This window comes from Kosakonia sp. (assembly GCF_032052965.1).
Lineage (GTDB): Bacteria > Pseudomonadota > Gammaproteobacteria > Enterobacterales > Enterobacteriaceae > Kosakonia.
Genome location: NZ_DAMBVN010000008.1, coordinates 1 through 19219 on the forward strand (window position 1 = coordinate 1; position 19219 = coordinate 19219).

The 19219-nt window shown below is 55.9% G+C and carries 13 protein-coding genes; 5 read left to right on the forward strand and 8 right to left on the reverse strand.

All coding sequences use genetic code 11. The features are described from left to right. From RTX30_RS11750 to RTX30_RS11760, 3 genes are all read right to left on the reverse strand, one after another. The coding region (locus RTX30_RS11750) for a DUF6531 domain-containing protein (protein ID WP_312689939.1) at positions 1-3082 on the reverse strand (3082 nt) is incomplete at its 3' end. Between the two features lie 2 nt (positions 3083-3084). Beyond that, positions 3085-3504: a DcrB-related protein gene (locus RTX30_RS11755; RefSeq protein WP_312689941.1), complete on the reverse strand. Its 420-nt coding sequence runs from the start codon at positions 3502-3504 to the stop codon at positions 3085-3087. Then, the gene (locus RTX30_RS11760; RefSeq protein ID WP_312689943.1) at positions 3504-5426 is read right to left on the reverse strand and encodes a type VI secretion system tip protein TssI/VgrG; all 1923 of its coding nucleotides are present in this window, start codon (positions 5424-5426) and stop codon (positions 3504-3506) included. The genes RTX30_RS11755 and RTX30_RS11760 overlap by 1 nt, the downstream gene beginning before the upstream one ends. Positions 5427-5941: 515 nt before the next feature. On the opposite strand from RTX30_RS11760, the gene RTX30_RS11765 reads away from it, so the two are divergent. Together RTX30_RS11765 and RTX30_RS11770 are read left to right on the forward strand one after the other, a co-directional pair. Next, positions 5942-6646, forward strand: a complete 705-nt coding sequence (locus RTX30_RS11765; RefSeq protein ID WP_312689945.1) for a GNAT family protein — start codon at positions 5942-5944, stop codon at positions 6644-6646. Between the two features lie 407 nt (positions 6647-7053). Further along, positions 7054-9540, forward strand: coding sequence for an autotransporter domain-containing protein (locus RTX30_RS11770; protein ID WP_312689947.1), 2487 nt, complete (start codon positions 7054-7056; stop codon positions 9538-9540). Positions 9541-9585: 45 nt separating this feature from the next. On the opposite strand, the gene RTX30_RS11775 is transcribed toward RTX30_RS11770, so the two are convergent. Further along, positions 9586-10779, reverse strand: a complete 1194-nt coding sequence (locus RTX30_RS11775; protein ID WP_312689949.1) for an NAD(P)/FAD-dependent oxidoreductase — start codon at positions 10777-10779, stop codon at positions 9586-9588. A gap of 228 nt (positions 10780-11007) precedes the next feature. Here RTX30_RS11775 and pitA point away from each other — a divergent pair, with 228 nt between their 5' ends. Further along, complete coding sequence (pitA, locus tag RTX30_RS11780) at positions 11008-12504, forward strand: inorganic phosphate transporter PitA (protein WP_312689951.1); 1497 nt, start codon at positions 11008-11010, stop codon at positions 12502-12504. Between the two features lie 99 nt (positions 12505-12603). Here pitA and uspB read toward each other — a convergent pair whose 3' ends face one another. Beyond that, positions 12604-12939 (reverse strand): universal stress protein UspB, encoded by a 336-nt coding sequence (gene uspB, locus RTX30_RS11785; protein ID WP_312690204.1) that lies wholly within the window; start codon positions 12937-12939, stop codon positions 12604-12606. Between the two features lie 455 nt (positions 12940-13394). Between uspB and uspA the strand changes: the two genes are divergently transcribed. After that, the gene (gene uspA / locus RTX30_RS11790) at positions 13395-13832 is read left to right on the forward strand and encodes a universal stress protein UspA (RefSeq protein WP_312689953.1); all 438 of its coding nucleotides are present in this window, start codon (positions 13395-13397) and stop codon (positions 13830-13832) included. 65 nt (positions 13833-13897) lie between these two features. Here the strand turns inward: uspA and rsmJ are convergent, their stop codons facing one another. The 3 genes from rsmJ to RTX30_RS11805 form a co-directional block, all read right to left on the reverse strand. Then, positions 13898-14650, reverse strand: coding sequence for a 16S rRNA (guanine(1516)-N(2))-methyltransferase RsmJ (rsmJ, locus tag RTX30_RS11795; RefSeq protein WP_312689955.1), 753 nt, complete (start codon positions 14648-14650; stop codon positions 13898-13900). A 4-nt stretch (positions 14651-14654) separates the two neighbouring features. Then, the gene (prlC, locus tag RTX30_RS11800; protein WP_312689957.1) at positions 14655-16697 is read right to left on the reverse strand and encodes an oligopeptidase A; all 2043 of its coding nucleotides are present in this window, start codon (positions 16695-16697) and stop codon (positions 14655-14657) included. A gap of 183 nt (positions 16698-16880) precedes the next feature. Beyond that, positions 16881-18149: a phosphatase PAP2 family protein gene (locus tag RTX30_RS11805; RefSeq protein WP_312689959.1), complete on the reverse strand. Its 1269-nt coding sequence runs from the start codon at positions 18147-18149 to the stop codon at positions 16881-16883. A gap of 194 nt (positions 18150-18343) precedes the next feature. On the opposite strand from RTX30_RS11805, the gene RTX30_RS11810 reads away from it, so the two are divergent. Then, a complete protein-coding gene (locus RTX30_RS11810) occupies positions 18344-19186 on the forward strand; it encodes a 23S rRNA (adenine(2030)-N(6))-methyltransferase RlmJ (RefSeq protein ID WP_312689961.1) in 843 nt (280 codons plus the stop codon). Positions 19187-19219: the final 33 nt, after the last annotated feature.

Here is a 19219-nt window from a genome sequence, read left to right on the forward strand (position 1 = left end):
CCGGCAGCGTTTTGCCGCCGAAAACAAGCTGCATCTCCAGCAGGTGCCCGGTGCCGTAACGCAGGTACTGCATCTGCCGCCCGTCCGGGTACGTGGTCGCACTCAGGTTGCTTAACGCATCGTACTGGTGTTCATATTTGCCGGACGCGTTCTCTTCACTGACCAGGTCACCGAGCTTGTTACGCGTCAGGATGATGACGTCACTGCTCTGCGGCTCGCGCATATCGATAACCGACTGCCGCCACTCGCTGTAGGCATAACGGCGGATTTCTGTTGCCAGCGCGCTGAAGCGGTACTCGGTGCGGTGCTGGTCGGTTTCCCGCGCCACCATGCGCCCGAGCGCGTCGTATTCGTAATTCACCACCTGCGGCGGCAGCGCACTGCCGCGGGCTGGGTGACGGATCATCGTCGCCACTTGCTGCGCGGCGTTGTACTGGTACTCGGTCTGCCGCCCGGCGTAATCCTGCTGGCGGGTCAACAGCCCGGTGGCGGTGTAATCAAAACGCCACTGCTGGTTATTGGCATTGGTGAGTGTGACCAGCCGACCCGCGCGGTTAAAGGCAAAACGGGTGACCTGCCCGGCGGAATCGATCGCTTCAGTGACCTGGCCGCGCGCATTCAGCTTGACTTTGCGATCCAGCATGCCGTCTATGTTCTGCCCGCACAGTAGCCCGGCTTTGTTGTACTTAAACAGCGTCTCGCGGCCATCGGCGCGCACAAAGGTCTGCAGGCGCGACGCCGCGCTCCAGCGGTAACGCTCGGTATTGCCCAGCGGATCGGTCACAGACGTAAGCCGGCCTGCGGTGTCGTACTGGCGGCGGCTCTGGTAACCCGAGCAATCCTCTTCGCGGATCAATTGCCCCAGTTCGTCCCACCAGAAACGGTAACTGTTCTCCAGCGCATCGATACGGCGGACTAAATCGCCCTGATCGTTCCACTCAAAGCGGGTTATGCCGCCTTCCGGATCGGTCAGTGCCACCACATCCCCTGCCAGGTTGTACTCATAGCGCCAGGTCGCGCCGTCGGGTAACACTTCAATGGCCGGGAAATCGTACAGCGGGTGCCAGGTGGTCATACGCGCGCGATGCAGCGGGTCGCGCTCCAGCGTCAGATTGCCGCGCTCATCCCAGGTATATTCCCAGCGCCCGCCGTCCGGCTGAATGGCAGAACGCAACTGTTCGGAACTGCCCACCCAGTTGAATTGCCAGTGGCCGCCGTGCACATCGGTGTAGTCCGTCACACGGTACATCGCATCCCAATGATGTTCGCTGACTACGCCTTCGTCGTTGCTGACGCGGGCGTAACGTTTTTGCTCGTCGGCGTCGATACGCCAGTTCTCCAGTACCGCGCCCTGCTCGTCATGCACCTGGTAACCGCTCACGCGCCAGTGCTCTGAGCCTGCCTCTGGCCGCCACTGGTAGTGCACCGTTAAGCCGGTTGAGAAGCTATGCCAGGCCAGCATATCGCTGGCACGATCCCAGCCAAACTGGCGGGTGACAACGCCATCGGCGTCCGTCACGGCAATCAGTTGCCCCTGGGCGTTATAACCATAAGTGACCAGCAGACGACGTTCGCCCGCGCAAATCTGGTACACCGCAGCCAGTCGCCCGAAGCGGGTTTCGTATGCCAGTTCCACGTCCAGCGCTTCGTTATCACTGGAGATGCGCGTCAACTGGCCCTGTTCGTTCCAGCTGTAATAGTGGGCGTTTTCATGGCGATCGTAGATGCGCTGGATGCGCCACTCACCCGGTCGGGTGGGGTCTGGCTCATAGATATGGTGCTCACCTTCGCCGGTTTGCATGGCGATGATCCCGTTCGGGCTGGCAAAAATCCGCATGCCATCTTCCGGGTAGGAGATCATGTCGCCAACCCGGACTTCGCCCAGTCCCAGTTCACGCCCGCTCATATCGCGGAAGATCATCTGGTTATCCGCCAGGCGCAGGAGACGGGTTTCAAACGGCATCATCCAGCCGGTTCCAAGCATGCCGGTGGCACGGTTGCGGCTGTGGTAGATGCGCTGCCAGTAGAGCGGCATGCGATCCGGCAACACAAAATCAAGATCTTCTTCTTTGGCGAGCACTTTGCTGCCAAGCGGAATATGAACAGGAAAGGCAGTCTGGATGGCGCTTACCACCATGCCTGAAAGTACCATCTCACCGGTCATGCCGCCTAATACGCAGACAAACTGTTTTAATGCCCCGCGCAGTAACTGGCGTTCGCAGGCGAGCTTTGCCAGGCGAGACAGCGCACCGAGCCCCGCACTCCCTATCAGGTTGCCCAGCAGGTAAGCCAGCTGGTTTTTGCCGCTGTGAATATCACGCACCGTAATCGTGTCGCCCCCAATGCGCACACGCGGGTTCTCGCTGACTTTGATTTCGGCTTCGCAGGTGCTTTTTTCACCGTTGCGGGCAGCGGGCTGGTTGTTAATGAGGACTTTTTTCGACCCCTGCGCCACAAAGTTGCTGCTGGTGACCATATGGCCTTTTGTACAGTCAACGGTGTCTTCCGGCATTGGCGTCGCGTTGGGGTTCGCGCTTTCCACCATCGGCTGGGTGAGGGTGTCCCAAAAGTTGGAGCCCCATTTTTTAAGGTCGTCGAGGGTGATGTCTTTGGCGCGTTCGGCAATGGCCATTACCACACCGCCAGGCGTGAGGATCGTTTTTGCCGCTGTGGCCGCAACGGCAAGCGCGATCATACCTACCGCGGCCCAGTCGATGCTTTCATCGGCGGTGGGGTTGTTCAGGTAATCACGATCCACCGTTCCGGCTGCCCGGGCGGCTTTTTTGCCCATGATCTGGACGTTTTCCGAGCCAGAAGCAATGTGCGCGTCCGGTGGCCCATGATCGAAGAGCGCATCCACCATTTTGCCTGCGGTATTGCCGATCTCCTCCAGCTTGCCGCTAAAGATAAGCGCCGCCAGGCCCGCAAGCGCGGCCCCGGCAAACAGAGTACCGACACCGGAGCTGGCAAAAGCAATGACCCCACAGACGATCGCCCCTTCTACCAGACCGCCAACGAAGTCCGCCAGCACGGAACTGTGGATCAACGGATCCTCAATACGGGCAGCGATATAATCTGTCATTCTTACGCCCCCAACTGTAAACCCGTTCTGATCGACGCCCAGAATGCCTCGGCGTCGGCATCAAACGGCGCAGTCCGGCTGAGCGTCAGCACGACCAGGTGGTCTTCCACCCGGGTTACAGCCAGTTTTTCATACACCATCGAGCTCTGGTTTAAGAAACGCAGCGCCACCTCACGGGCCGGTTGCCCGGCGACAGTGCTGTCTGTCACTTCACCCATCGTGACTTTTTTCATGCTGCGCTGCACTTTCGCCAGTTGCTGCTTGATGAAATCCTCTTCTTTGCCGGGTTGCACATCCCATGCGCGGGTAACCACCAGCGTTGCGTCATGCTGCTTAAACTTCAGGATGTTGATGCTTCTGTCCTGGTGCGCGTCCGGCAGGTTGAGTACGCCTTCGGAAAGCACAAACTGCGATGTCGCCATTATTTATCCGTCCCTTGATTAAATGCTTTTTTCACCGCCGCCTGGATTTCCGTCGGGGTGGGCGACGCCTGGGTCGCAGGTTTCGCTTCGGCGAGATTCAGATCCAGCAGGCCGCCAGTGTTAATGACCCCATGGTCGCCTGCTTCAATAAGGAAGTTGTTGCACTTGAGTTCCACCGTGCCGTTGGCGTTCAGCGTTAGCGACGAGTAGCCGCTCACCAGGGTGATACTGCTGTCCGACGCCTGCACGATCTTGCCCTGAACAAGCTGATTAAACCCGCCGCCGATCAGCTCGTCATGCTTAAGCTGGGTCGCCTGGGTGTGTTTTCCCGCCACCGAACCGGTGTAGTCCTGGGCGACACTGACCGTACGCGACCCGCCGACGCTGTGGGATTCATCTTTTTTGACGTTGGTGTCCAGGTTACGCTCAGCCTGGATCCATACCTGTTCTTCCCCCGCTTTGTCTTCAAAACGCAGGGCGTTGGCGTTATCGACAGAGCCATCTTTTGAACGGCTGAGGAAGCCCATTTGCGTAGCAGCGGCGGGTAATGCCCACGGCGGCATGCTGGCTTCGTTGTACACGCGCCCGGTGATGATGGGTCTGTCCGGATCGCCGTTGATAAAGTCGATCACCACTTCATCGCCCACGCGTGGCACCTGCACCCCGCCAAAACCCTGCCCGGCCCAGGCACTGGAAACGCGCACCCAGCAAGAGCTGGTGTCGTCGCCTTTTGCCAGCCGGTCCCAGTGAAACTTCACTTTTACCCGCCCGTAACGGTCTGTCCAGATACTCTCGCCCTGCGGCCCCACCACTTTCGCAGTCTGCGGGCCATAGGTGCGTGGCCACGCGGTCTGCTGCGGCGGACGGTACACGACGGAAGACGGGATCACACTGAAATCAACGCGATGGATGGTTTCGCTGTCTGCGCCGCTGGCGTAGCGGTTCTCTTCAAAGTTGTAGTAAGCCGAGGTCACCAGATACTCGCCGTTGTCATTAAAGAAAGCGGCATTGGTCAACTGGAACGTGCTGCCCGGCACGATGCCCACAGCGGTGGCAGTGCCTTCAATTTGCTGATGCTCCACCTGCCAGCGCTCCTGACGGATGCGGGCGTAAAACTCACCGTGACCGTGCTCCACAAAACGGCCTGGCCAGTCGTACACGTCGATGGCACCTGGCGAAGGGGAGTTCGGGTTTTGCCGCGCCTGGAACAGCCACGCGTTCGGCTTGCGGAAGTCGTAGTCGTCGAGGCTGTACAGCCCCGGCGTAACGCTGTCTTCCAGCGCCCACTGGCTAATACCTTCTTCATCGGTGCTGCCGCCAGACGGCGTCTGATGGTAAGGGATGGTTTCATAGCCGCTGAACGGTTGATGCTGGGTAGCCGCATCGGTCAGAACCAGCGTGTGCTTATCGGCTTCATGGCGGAAGTGGTAAGTAATGCCCTCCAGCTCCATCAAGCGGCTGATAAAGTCAAAGCTGCTCTCCTGGTACTGGACGCAGTAATCCCACGTGCGGTAGCTGCCGGTCAGTTTGTCTTCAATATTGACCTGGTATTCGCCGAGCAGCGTTTTGACGATTTGCGGTACCGTCTGCCCCTGGAAGATACGCAGGTTACGGTCGCGCTTCATCGGCCAGAGATCCGACTCCACAGTTAATTGATAAACAGCATAGCGCGTGCCGCTCAGCTCAACCGCACTCACCGCCACGCGGGTGATTTTGCCATTGAGATAGCGCGAGCCAGATAATGCCTGTGTAGGAATGGTCACAGTGACCGACTTGCCGAGTAACTGACTGCGATCCATTCTCGCGTCTGTGCCGAGCAGTTGCAGGTTAAATGCAAATGACTCAGACAACGCTTCCCGGCCAGAAACCTTCCAAAAGAGCAGTCCTTCGGCAGGTAATTGAACAGTAATACGATTGAGCATAAATCGGATCCTGACATAAAGACGGATTCCACTCCGGGTTCCGTTCTTGCGTTTAGTATTGCGGTATTCAGATAAAGCTACCGCATGAATTCTGTAAATGAAAAGATCTATATTGTCTGATTTCTCGCCTTAATAAATGCCAGGAATAATCCTAATCAAGCTGTATAAACCTGAAAAAAATTCAGTTTTTTATGGGGTTAAACGCCAGAGTTCGCTGGCAAGATGGCATAAGCTAAATTTTAGACAATTTCTGTGTTTTCTGTCAGCGCGCGGTTAACCCCGAAACCGCACTCTCTAAAGGTACAGCCTCCTGTTTGCGATACTTATCGCAGTTTCATACGGTCTGTTAGACGGTGCACCGGAAAAGGGTTATAAAATATTCATGGCACGTTACCAATTATTATTCCCTTACGTTAACTACCGTTATTATTTTTATTGTATCAGACCGCCGGAAAGTTAATCTCTGTTAAATTTTATTTAAGCTGTATTAACCGGGTAATAGACAGGAGGGGGTTATGGATAAATTCAACGCCTATGGTCAACGTCTGGGCCAGCCGCTTCCGGAGTGGGCACCACGAGCGTTACCGGAGAAGATCAACCTGCATGGCCAATATTGCAACGTTATTCCATTAGCGATTGATCATGCCGAAGATCTTTTCCCCGAATGGCATAGCATCGAAGATGATCGCGACTGGACATGGCTCGAAGATAATCGCCCGAAGGATAAATCTGCCTGTTACGCTTATTTAAGAGACCTGATTGCACATAAAGACAGATTATATTTTTCTGTGCAGGATAAAAGTGACGATCAAATAAAAGGCATTTTCTATATTGGGAAAATAGACCCGGATAATGGTTCTTTCGATATGGCAGAAGTCAACTGGACACCCTTAATGAAAAGAACCCGCGTCAGCACCGAAAGCCTTTATCTGGTGCTGTCTTATTTTTTCGACACCCTGAAGTACAGGCGATGTGAATGGAGAACAAGCACGTATAACATTGAGGGTATCCGTGCTGCAGAGAGAATAGGCTTTGTTAAAGAGGGTATCCTGCGCGATAAGAAAGTACGCAAGGGGTATTCTGTCGATATTGCCGTCTTCGCCATCACCCGCAAAGAGTGGCCCGCCATTGTCTCAATGATGACCGCCTGGCTACGCGAAGAGAACTTCGACGGGCTGGGTCATCAACGGCAGAAGCTCACCGCGTTTCGTCGTTATTAGCCCGCGCCTGCGTTGAGTCGGTTTCCCGTCAATGCAGGCGGGTGATTTACGTTCCGCCAGGCGCGGGTTGCCCCTTCGGGGCATACCCTTTTCACGTCGTGCTAGTCGCCACAGTTACAGTTATGCGTAAAAGGTTACTCTTTTGTAATCATATAGTTAAATAAAGAGCCGGAAATTATTAGCTTTATTTATCTATTTTTAACGCGCATGCGTTAAAGAAGACGGGTTCCTGCGTCGATAACCTGAAGGTCGTAGAGAATTTATTCCGTGATGCATTCTGCAAGTTGTCCTGTTTCAACGCATTGCCCTGTTGAAACACTGCAAACGCTCCCTCGAAGACAACAATATTCCCGATCCTGACTGGACAAAGAGCCGGCGGAACCATTCACATATTGGATGAATAGCAGATGCAAAAACCCGTTTTTCGTAAAACGCCACTGTCGCTGGCCGTTATCGCTGCGCAACTGTTGCTGGCGCAACAGGCGCTGGCCGCTGAAGCCAATTTGATCAGCAGTGATCAGAGTAACGGCATTCAGATCGTTGAAGCGCATAGCACCTATGATGTGCTGCAGAACGTTATCGTCAGGGGAACATCGGAAGATATGGCTGGCATTTATGCCGGCACGGCAATTGGCACGTTTACCAACGCCGGCACCATTACCTCCGTGCGTGATAATGGCCCCTTCAGGGTGCTGGGCCTGAACGTACAGAACCATATCAATACGCTGATTAATACGGGTGCCATCACCGCAGAAAACGTAGCCAATGCGGCAGCCGTGTTTAACGGCGGCACCATCGATAGCCTGCAAAACAGCGGTTATATCTATTCTGAAACTGGCCTGCGTAACCTGCGCAATATCGGCGCGCTGACCAACAACGGGACGATCTCTGGCGCTCTGTATGGCATTAATAGCGATAATTTCGCTTACGGTGCCAACACGGTGATAGGTGATATTACTAACAACGGCCTGATCAGCGGCAATACTGCCATTAACAGTAACGCGCCGATGACCACGGTGAATAACAACGGCGCCATCAGCGGCGCACTGGCGGCAATCAACAGTAGCGGCGCGATTGGTACCCTTAATAACAGCGGAAGCATTGTCGGGGATATTCTCTATACCAGCTCTTCCTCCATGACTCTGAACGGATCCGCTCAGGGCGGCGCGCTGTTCGGCGTCTTCACCGGTCAGAACGGAGTGATGGGCACGCTTGCCAGCCAGAACGCCGATCTCTATATGGGGAGCGGGCATATATGGATGAACGACAACATCGATGTGGGCAGCCACAAACTGATTAACCAGGCTGCAGTGCTGCGTCTCAACCAGCCGACCGCGATAACCGGTAACTATCTGCAGAAAGCAGATGCCACGCTCGAAATCGGTGTCAATGACAATGCGGTGATCAACACCTTTACCGGTGATTCTGGTTATGGCCGCCTTAATGTGTCGGGCATCGCCACGTTTGAGCCAGGTTCGAATGTGGTGCTGGCGAGAAACGGTGCCAGCTACAATTTTGCCGCCGGGCAGCGTTATCTGGTGGCGCTGGCCAACATGAACGGCACCAATTACAACGAGTCTTCGTTGCACTACGCGGTTGAAAATTTCAATGGCAAAGCGGTCGGCGGGACTTACATGGATATGGACAGCGGCCAGCGTGGGCTGGTGGTGGTCCTGCGCGCGGCCGACCCGGTGCTGCCGGGCGACTCAACCGTGATTACACCCCCCGATACATCGCTGGCACCGCAGCCGACAAAAGGTTTAGCCACCACGCGCAATGCTGCGTCGTCCCTGAAAGGGCTTTCTGGCTATAGCGGTTTCGCTGACGGACTGCTTGATCTCTATAACGCCTCTCTGGCGATCAGCAGCCGCGAAGAAGCCAACAAAGCGGGCGAGCAGCTCTCTCCGGTGCAGAATATCGCCGCGGGCAGCACCGCATCGGCCGCATCGCTGAATGCGCTGTCTGTGGTAAGCAACCATGTCGACAGCGTGCGCCTGGCGCGTAACGGCAGCGTACAGCGCGGTATTGCCACCGGTGATGATCCGCTGGACTGGGCTGTCTGGGGCCAGCCATTTTATGGCAACGTTCGCCAGGGAATGATCGATAACGTCAGTGGTTACACGGCACACTACGGTGGGCTGGTACTGGGGGCGGACCGCCAGATCGCGGAGGCCTGGCGCGCAGGTGGGGCAATGACTTACTCGCACGCGTCCGTTCGCGGCAGCGACAACTTAACAGGCAACCACACCGATGTGGATGCGTGGGGCGGCGTGGCGTATGCCAGCTGGAGCGGTAACCCGTGGTACGTCAACCTCTCGGCCAGCGTCACCCGCCAGCAGTTTGACAGCCAGCGTGTGATTGCGTTTGACGGCTTCTCTGGCCAGGCGAAGGGTAAGTTCAACGGCCTGCAAACCGTGACGAAAGCTGAAGCGGGTTACCCGATCCTGTTTGGCGAAGGGACGACGCTGACCCCTCTGGCCGCCATGAGCTATAGCTATTTGCACCAGAAAGGTTACCGGGAGCACAGCGACAGCGGTGCCGCACTCAACGTAGACAGCAGCCACAGCCAGTCTGTCCGCCACAGCGTGGGCGGCAAACTGGAGCACAGCTGGAGCACGCCAGCCGGGGATTTAGTACCGTTCGCACAGGTCATGTGGAGCCATGAGTACGACCGCAGCCGCACCGCAACCGGTGCCAGCTATGTGGCCGATTCCGTGGGGGAAACCCGCTTCACCAGCCTCGGCGCTACACCGGTGGCAGATACGGCGGATATCAGCGCGGGCGTTACGCTGGTGCAGGGCGATGATCTGAGCATTAGCGCACGCTACGACCTCTCTACCGCACCGCATTTTGATGCGCAGACGGTCAGCCTGCGCCTGCGTAAGTTGTTCTAAAACAATCACCCAGGGCCGCTCCCGTAGCGCAGCGGCCTTTCTGGGTTATTCGGCCGTCAGCGCCTGCGCGCAAGCCCAGGCGCTGGACCACGCCCACTGAAAGTTATACCCGCCGAGCCAGCCAGTGACGTCCATCACCTCGCCAATAAAATACAATCCAGGCACCTTACGGGCCTCCATGGTGCGCGAAGAGAGTTCATGGGTATCCACACCGCCAAGCGTTACTTCCGCCGTGCGATAGCCTTCGGTGCCATTCGGCTGCACCCGCCATTGCGTCAGCGTCATAACCAGATAGTCCTGCTCGCGGCTGTTCAGTTGCTTGAGGGTCACATCCGGGAGTTGCCCCAGTTGCTGCAGGCACTCCACCAACCGTTTCGGTAACTGCATGGCGAGCGTGTTTTTCAGGCTTTGATTCGGGTGCGCATCGCGCTGCTGATTGAGGAAAGTGTCCAGATCGCATTCGGGCAGCAGATTAATGGTGACAAATTCCCCTGGCTGCCAGTAACTGGAAATTTGCAGAACAGCCGGCCCTGAGAGCCCACGGTGGGTAAACAGCAAGTTTTCGCGAAACACAGTGCCATCTTCGGCGGTAATGATCGACGGTACAGAAACCCCGGAAAGGGTTTGCATCTGCTCCAGCAGCGGCTTGTGCAACGTAAACGGCACCAATCCTGCGCGGGTGGGCAGTACCTTTAAACCAAACTGTTCGGCGATTTTATAACCAAACGGCGAGGCTCCCAGGCCCGGCATCGATAACCCCCCCGAAGCGATCACCAGTTTTGCAGCCTGGACGCCGGCGCCATTCAGTTGCAGTGTAAAGCCCTCTTCGTTGCGCTCAACACTCAGCACTTCGCTGCGCAGGCGCTGCGTGACGTTGCCTTTTTCACACTCGGCAACCAGCATGTCGACAATCTGCTGGGCGGAGTCATCGCAGAAGAGCTGACCCAGCGTTTTTTCATGCCAGGCAATACCGTGTTTGCCCACCAGATCGATGAAATCCCACTGGGTATAGCGCGCAAGGGCAGATTTGCAAAAATGCGGGTTCTGACTCAAATAAGCTGCCGGCTCAACATAAAGGTTAGTAAAGTTGCAGCGGCCGCCGCCGGACATCAGGATCTTGCGGCCCGGTTTTTTGCCGTTATCCAGCAGCAATACCCGGCAGCCCGCCTGCCCGGCCAGCGCCGCACAGAACATTCCCGCCGCACCGGCGCCGATAACGATGGCATCAAACCTTTCCACAGCAGTTTCCTCATTTGAAAAACGTGGCGGATTGTAAAGAGTTCATGCTGGTCGCACCAGAGAGAATGCGCGCTCACAGAACATGATATTGAAAAATAAAAGATAATTTCCAAAATACCGGCCTTTGTAAGAAATAATGTCAAAAAAAATACATATTTCACTTTGCCCGCACACGCAATGTCCCTGATAATGCGCCGCGTTCATGTCCTCAAAATGGCGTAACGACTTATGTTACATTTGTTTGCCGGCCTGGATCTTCATACCGGGCTATTACTCTTGCTTGCTTTGGTTTTTGTTCTGTTTTACGAAGCGATTAATGGCTTCCATGACACTGCAAACGCCGTTGCAACAGTGATTTATACGCGCGCTATGCGCTCTCAGCTGGCGGTAGTAATGGCGGCGGTGTTTAACTTTTTCGGCGTGTTGCTGGGCGGGTTAAGCGTTGCATATGCGATTGTGCATATGTTGCCAACCGATCTACTCCTCAATGTCAGTTCTGCTCACGGTCTGGCGATGGTCTTCTCCATGCTGCTGGCCGCGATTATCTGGAACCTCGGCACCTGGTATTTTGGTCTGCCGGCGTCCAGCTCCCATACCCTGATTGGCGCGATTATCGGCATTGGTTTAACCAATGCGTTGATGACCGGTACCTCAGTGGTTGATGCGTTAAACATCCCGAAAGTGCTGAATATCTTCGCGTCGCTGATCGTCTCACCGATTGTCGGCCTGGTGTTCGCTGGTGGGCTGGTATTTATACTGCGTCGCTACTGGAGCAATACCAAAAAACGCGCCCGTATCCATATGACACCGGCGGAACGCGAGAAAATCGACGGCAAAAGAAAGCCGCCGTTCTGGACGCGCATAGCGCTGATCCTCTCCGCGATTGGCGTGAGTTTTTCACACGGCGCGAATGACGGCCAGAAAGGCATCGGCCTGATTATGCTGGTGTTGATCGGTGTTGCGCCAGCCGGATTCGTGGTGAATATGAACGCTTCCGGCTATGACATCACCCGTACCCGTGATGCCGTAAACAACGTGGAAACGTACTTCCAGCAACATCCGGCGCTGCTGCAAAAAGCAACGGGTGTGGATCCGCTGATCCCAACGCCGGAAGAAGTGACCACGCAGCCGGGTGAGTTCCATTGCCATCCTGGCCGCGCCATCATTGCGCTGGACCGCGCTAAAGCGATGCTGACAAACGTTGAAAGCTACGACAAACTGCCGGTTGAGCAGCGTAGCCAGCTGCGTCGCATTATGCTTTGCCTCTCCGATATTACCGATAAAGTAGCGAAGCAGCCGGAAGTCAGCGCTGACGACCAGCGTCTGCTGAAGAAACTGAAAGGCGATATGCTGAGCACCATCGAGTATGCGCCTGTCTGGATCATTATGGCGGTGGCGCTGGCGCTGGGCCTCGGCACAATGATCGGCTGGCGTCGTGTGGCAACGACCATCGGCGAGAAAATCGGTAAGAAAGGCATGACCTACGCGCAGGGGATGTCTGCACAAATGACCGCCGCGGTGTCCATCGGTCTGGCGAGTTATACCGGTATGCCGGTATCCACGACTCACGTGCTCTCCTCTTCCGTTGCCGGGACGATGATTGTCGATGGCGGTGGCCTGCAACGCAAAACGGTCACCAGCATTCTGATGGCCTGGGTATTTACCCTGCCAGCCTCGATTATTCTGTCTGGCGGGTTGTACTGGATTGCACTGCACCTGATTTAACGGTTTGCACGCATGACAAGAACGGGTCAGGAAACTGGCCCGTTTTTTTGGCTCCTACAACGGCAGAGCGGCGCGTTTACCGCCCTGCGGCGCAGCGGCTTAATGCCAAATCATCAACGCAATCAAACTCACCACTACGAGACCGCACAGCGAACTGGTCAGGATGAACTGCCGACGTACCCTTTCGCAGCGGCGAATGAATTCGTCGTCATGGTGATCGCGATAGCGCTGGGCGTAAATGTACCACACCAGCCGCATCTGCTTGCCCGGTTGACCGTGGGACGTGAAAAATCCGCCGCCATCCACGTATTGATAGAGTAAGGGGTCACAACCTCGAAGTACCACTAACAGTGCGCGCAACGATGAGTAATAACGCACCATGTTAACCACACAGACGACACACAAGGCCCAAAACAGCGCTACAGTGCTGATCACCATATCCCCTCCCCTGGCGATCCCCCCACGAAGACAAACTCCGCGACGACCGCTCCTGGATACTCAACCAAGTCAGACAATGAAGAGTGTTACCAACGCCGGACGGGGCGACAGCGCAGGCGGTGTCCCGCAATTGACCTTGGCTTCCTGCCCGAACAATTGTGGGACACCGTCTGTTTTCCGTACGGTTTATTAATAGTGTAGGAGAAAGGGATCTTTTTTTGCCACTCGCTTTATCATCTACCCTGCATCTGGCTGTAAATATCCCTTAAGTGAATCGTGATCCAGGTTGATTGACGGTGATATAAGAGAGTTATAAGGTAGAAATATCTTCACAAAGAGATCCTTAAGGCCGGGCGCTACCCGCTCACGTGAAACGCAGGACGCGGGCGCAGTGCACACACATCAGGGGCACTCCCCGATGGTCATCGACAACTTATGGAAGGAGTAACACTATGGCTTACAAACACATCCTCATCGCAGTTGATCTCTCCCCTGAAAGCAAATTGCTGGTTGAGAAAGCAGTATCCATGGCGCGTCCTTATAACGCGAAGATTTCCCTGATTCATGTCGATGTAAACTACTCCGATCTTTACACTGGCCTGATCGACGTTAATCTCGGCGATATGCAAAAACGTATCTCTGATGAAACCCATCAGGCGCTGACTGAGCTGTCCACCAATGCCGGTTACCCGATTACCGAAACCCTGAGCGGCAGCGGTGACCTGGGCCAGGTGCTGGTAGACGCCATCAAAAAATACGATATGGACCTGGTGGTTTGCGGTCATCATCAGGACTTCTGGAGCAAGCTGATGTCTTCCGCACGCCAGCTAATCAATACCGTTCATGTTGATATGCTGATTGTCCCGCTGCGCGATGAAGACGAGGATTAACACCTCCTACACGGCGGCGCATTAACCTGAATACCGCCCGGCCCGCGCAACGCGGCCGGGCTTTTTTATTCCCCGGAACCGGGATAAATATCAAAACGGTGGCTTTTGGTCACCACCGCCGACTGCGTAGCAATCCCCGCCAGCGGCGGCGCGTAATCCGGTCGCTTCACCACCACGCGTTTAATGGCAAGACGACGCGCCGGTTCGAGTAATCCGTCGGCATCCAGATCCGGCCCGACAAGCGACTGAAACACCCGCATCTCCTTTTTCACCAGCGCACTTTTTTGCTTATGCGGAAACATCGGATCGAGATAGACCACCTGCGGGCGCGGGGTGATATCTGCGAGCCCGGTCAGACTGGAGGCATGGATCAATTGCAAACGCTCGCGCAGCCACGGGCCGATTTCCACATCCGCATAGCCGCGGTGCAGGCCATCTTCCAGCAAGGCCGCAACCACCGGATTTCGCTCCAGCATGCGCACCCGGCAGCCAACCGACGCGAGCACAAACGCATCGCGCCCCAGCCCGGCAGTGGCATCCACGACATCCGGCAGGTAGCCGCCTTTAATACCGACCGCTTTGGCAACCGCTTCGCCGCGACCGCCGCCAAACTTACGCCGGTGCGCCATTGCGCCTGCCACAAAATCAACAAAAATGCCGCCCAGTTTGGGTTCATCACGCTTGCGCAGTTCCAGATGGGTAGGCGTGCGCACCAGTGCCATCAGGTTGGCATCATCCTGCTCCAGCCCAAAGCGAGCCGCAAGAACAGATAAGGCGCCGTCTCCGGCGCCTGTTTCATCCAGCAAACAAATTTTCAACGCGTTAGCCTTCGATACCGTAATGCTCAAGCATCGCATCAATCTGCGGCTCGCGGCCACGGAAGCGTTTGAAGAGATCCATCGGCTCTTCTGAACCGCCGCGGGTCAGGATGTTATCCAGGAAGGATTGCCCGGTTTCGCGGTTGAAAATCCCCTCTTCTTCGAAGCGGGAATAGGCGTCTGCCGCCAGCACGTCCGCCCACAGGTAGCTGTAGTAACCGGCAGCATATCCTCCGGCAAAAATATGGCTGAAGGCATGCGGGAAACGTCCCCATGACGGCCCCGGCATCACCGCAACCTGGCGTTTGATTTCGGCCAGCGTTTCGAGGATTTTCGCCCCCTGTTCCGGGCTAAATTCCGCATGCAGACGGAAGTCGAACAGACCAAACTCAAGCTGACGCAAAATAAACATCGCGGCCTGGTAATTCTTCGCAGCCAGCATCTTATCCAGCAATGCCTGCGGCAGTGGCTCGCCCGTCTCGTAATGGCCGGAGATAAACGCCAGCGCTTCCGGCTCCCAGCACCAGTTTTCCATAAACTGGCTCGGCAGTTCGACGGCATCCCACGGCACACCACTGATGCCGGCCACACCGGCGGTTTCAATTCGGGTCAGCATATGGTGCAGACCATGACCAAACTCGTGGAACAGGGTGATCACTTCATCGTGGGTGAACAGTGCCGGTTTGCCGCTGACCGGGCGGTTAAAATTACAGGTAAGATAGGCCACCGGTTTTTGCAGCGAGCCGTCTGCTCTGCGCATTTGCCCCACGCAGTCATCCATCCATGCGCCGCCGCGTTTATGTTCGCGCGCATACAAGTCGAGATAGAAGCTGCCGCGCAGTTCGTTATTTTCATCATACAGCTCAAAGAAACGCACATCCGGATGCCAGACGTCGATATCGTTGCGCTCCTTCGCGGTGATGCCGTAAATGCGTTTCACCACTTCAAACAGGCCGTTGACGGCGCGATTTTCCGGGAAGTAAGGGCGCAATTGTTCATCGCTGATGCTGTAAAGATGCTGTTTCTGTTTTTCGCTGTAGTAACCAATATCCCACGGCTGCAGTTCATCCACACCGAACTCAGCTTTCGCAAACGCACGCAGCTGTGCCAGCTCTTTTTCACCCTGCGGACGGGCGCGTTTTGCCAGATCGGTTAAGAAGTCCAGCACCTGTGACGGGTTTTCTGCCATTTTTGTGGCCAGCGATTTAAAGGCATAACTTTCGAAGCCCAGCAGTTGCGCCAGCTCATGACGCAGCGCGAGGATCTCCGCCATCACCGGGCTATTGTCCCATTTGCCGGCATTTGGCCCTTGATCGGAGGCACGAGTGCTGTAAGCGCGGTACATCTCTTCACGCAGTGCCTGATTATCGCAGTAGGTCATGACCGGCAGATAACTCGGGATATCCAGCGTGAGCAGCCAGCCCTGTTGTTCTTTGGCTTCCGCCTGCGCTTTAGCAGCGGCTAAGGCGCTTTCCGGCATCCCGGCCAGTTCGGCCTCATCGGTGACCAGCTTGCTCCAGCCCATGGTCGCATCTAACACGTTATTACTGTAGGCGTTGCCCAGTTCCGACAGGCGTGCGGCGATTTCGCCATAACGTTGCTGTTTCTCTTTTGGCAGCCCGATACCGGACAATTTGAAGTCACGCAGCGCATTATCAACAGATTTCTTCTCAGCGACGCTCAGCGCAGCGTAGTGCGGCCCGTCACGCAAATCGCGGTATGCGTTATACAGCCCTTCGTTCTGGCCGACCCAGGTACTGTATTCCGACAACAGCGGCAGGGTCTGCTCGTAAGCTTCACGCAGTTCCGGGCTGTTTTTAACGGAATTCAGGTGACTGACTGGTGAAAAAAGGCGACTTAAGCGGTCATCCACTTCTGCCAGCGGCTGGCAAAGGTTTTGCCAGGTGTAAGGACCGCCCTGCGCGACAACGCTTTCGACCGCGTTCCGGCAATCTTCCAGCGCTTGAGTTACCGCTGGCACAACATGCTCAGGAAGGATTTTGGAAAAAGGCGGTAATACGAAAGGCGTCAATAATGGATTAGTCATATGCGCAGTCCTTGGGATGGGGTGAATATAGCGCGTCGGCGCTTGGCAATGTTTTGTAGCATGGGGTTAAGTGTAGGAGATTTCAATCCCGGACGTTGCGCTTAACGGGGTATCGCTGCAATAAGCGCCAATAATGAAAACGCCCGGCAGCATTGCGCTCACCGGGCGGACAAACTCGCTGAATTAATGGCCTTTATGTGCCATATCGTAAGCGGCTGGCAGGTTCAGACGCTGCCAGAAGTTCTGCTCGTCGGTGGTGCCGGCAAGGGGATAACCCGCAGGCAGCGCCGTTTTTACCATCAATGCACGGCGCTGGGCGGCGGAGAGGTTCGGTAGGGCCGCTTCCAGCAGGACTTCTGCACCTTGCGGAACGTTTAACGCTTTTTGCGCCCCTTTCTGCTGCGGCAGGTTGTAGGTCATGGTGAAGCGGTAGAAATCACGCATCGCCGGATCACGATACGGATCGTCTTTGCCTGCCGTTTTCGCACAGGCTTCAAGCGTCATGCCACACTCTTTTTCCAGCGCCGCACGCAGCTGGTCACGCGCTTCATTGAACAGGGCGCGGTACTGTGGATCGCTGAGGTAATGCGCGACGTTGCGTTGCGCTACCATGCGCGAGCCTATGACATCCAGCGGGTAATGCACGCCCAGCACCACGCGGGAGTATCCGTAGCGGGCACCTCGCGCCAGCAGCGCATCAAACCGCTCCGGGATCATCTCCGCCATGAGCAGCGCATCGGTATACCCGGTATTAGTGTGGCCGCTCGGGAACGCACCACCCTCGGCTGAATAAGGCTGGTTATCTTTTACCACCACATCATCCGGCACTTGATGGATCGTGTTACCAGGGATCAGGAAAGGGCGCTTATAGTCGAAATGTTTTTTTGCCGTGCTGGTGCTGACTTCGCTGGCTTTGATCAACGCGGCGGCTTTACCTAACTCGCCCTTATCATAAGCGGTAAGAAATGCCTGCCCGAGCTTCGGCCCCAGAGCATCTGCAATAAAGTAGAGGTAGCTAATGCCTTCTGCATCCGCCAGTGCCTGGCGACGTAAGCCTTTGGTCGCGTTGAGGTTAATCGCCTCCACAGTTTGCAGGCTGGCGTCCAGCGTCGGTTTCGGTAGCGCGCTAAACGCCGAAAGCAGGTCAATACCGGCTTGCTGGTTGGCTTTGGTCTGGAAGTCATAACCCCGCGCTTTCAACCAGCCTTTATCAGCCTGTTTATCCTGGGTTGCGTGTTCCAGTTGCGCGCGTGTCAGCGCAGACGCACTGCCCTGCAACGCTTGCCGTAGTGCAGCCAGGGATTGAGCCTCCAGTGCAACATAGGTCTGGCTCTCTGCTGCCGGAGTGGTGGAATTGGCGATATCACGCGCTTGCTCCAGCGGGATTGCCTGCGCCATCGCCTGGTGAGCAAGCAGTAGCGCAGCCGTTAAAAGCGTAAGACGGATTTTCATATTTTTTCCTTTTATTCAAACCATTACCTTGCCCTGGTGCGACGCTAGCGCGTCGGTTTGACACTTTCATGACACGGTTATGTTTTGAAACCTTTTCCGACGGCCTGAAACAAGCGCGGCGCGCCTGCGGTAATTGCGGGCAATCTGCGGTAAACTGTGGCAAACCTCGTTTATTTTCCGGAATCCCAGTATCCATGCTCAGTTATCGCCATAGCTTCCACGCGGGCAACCATGCCGACGTCCTTAAACACACCGTTCAGAGCCTGATCATCGAAGCGCTGAAAGAAAAAGAGAAACCGTTTCTCTATCTCGACACCCATGCAGGCGCCGGACGCTACCAGCTCTCTGGCGAGCATGCTGAACGCACGGGTGAATATCTGGAAGGGATTGCGCGTATCTGGCAACAGGATGATTTGCCTGCCGAACTGGAGCCGTATATGAGTGCGGTGCGCCACTTTAACCGCGGCGAACAGCTGCGCTATTACCCGGGTTCGCCGTTGATTGCGCGTGAACTGCTGCGTGAGCAGGACAGCCTGCTGCTGACCGAACTGCACCCCAGCGACTACCCGCTGCTGCGCCAGGAGTTTCAGAAAGACAGCCGCACGCGCGTGAGCCGTGCCGACGGTTATCAGCAGTTAAAAGCCAAACTGCCGCCGGTTTCCCGCCGCGGTCTGATCCTTATTGACCCGCCTTATGAGATCAAAACCGATTACCAGGCCGTCGTCAGCGGAATTAACGAGGGGTACAAACGGTTTGCCACCGGCGTCTATGCGCTGTGGTATCCGGTCGTGCTGCGCCAGCAGATCAAACGCATGTTGCGCGATCTGGAAGCCACCGGCATCCGCAATATTCTGCAAATCGAACTGGGCGTGCGCCCGGACAGCGATCAGCGCGGCATGACTGCCTCCGGCATGATTGTGATTAACCCACCGTGGAAGCTGGCTGCACAAATGAATAACGTGCTGCCGTGGTTGCACAGTAAATTGGTGCCGGAAGGGACCGGACATACACTGGTCCATCAATTGGTACCGGAGTAATCGCAGCCATTGATGGAACCTTTCGGGCTGCGC

Coding starts and splice junctions, on each gene's coding strand:
- RTX30_RS11805 (WP_312689959.1), bottom strand. CDS start 18,149: ATGAAAATCCGTCTTACGCTTTTAACGGCTGCGCTACTGCTTGCTCAC.
- prlC (WP_312689957.1), bottom strand. CDS start 16,697: ATGACTAATCCATTATTGACGCCTTTCGTATTACCGCCTTTTTCCAAA.
- uspA (WP_312689953.1), top strand. CDS start 13,395: ATGGCTTACAAACACATCCTCATCGCAGTTGATCTCTCCCCTGAAAGC.
- RTX30_RS11755 (WP_312689941.1), bottom strand. CDS start 3,504: ATGGCGACATCGCAGTTTGTGCTTTCCGAAGGCGTACTCAACCTGCCG.
- RTX30_RS11760 (WP_312689943.1), bottom strand. CDS start 5,426: ATGCTCAATCGTATTACTGTTCAATTACCTGCCGAAGGACTGCTCTTT.
- RTX30_RS11765 (WP_312689945.1), top strand. CDS start 5,942: ATGGATAAATTCAACGCCTATGGTCAACGTCTGGGCCAGCCGCTTCCG.
- RTX30_RS11770 (WP_312689947.1), top strand. CDS start 7,054: ATGCAAAAACCCGTTTTTCGTAAAACGCCACTGTCGCTGGCCGTTATC.
- RTX30_RS11810 (WP_312689961.1), top strand. CDS start 18,344: ATGCTCAGTTATCGCCATAGCTTCCACGCGGGCAACCATGCCGACGTC.
- pitA (WP_312689951.1), top strand. CDS start 11,008: ATGTTACATTTGTTTGCCGGCCTGGATCTTCATACCGGGCTATTACTC.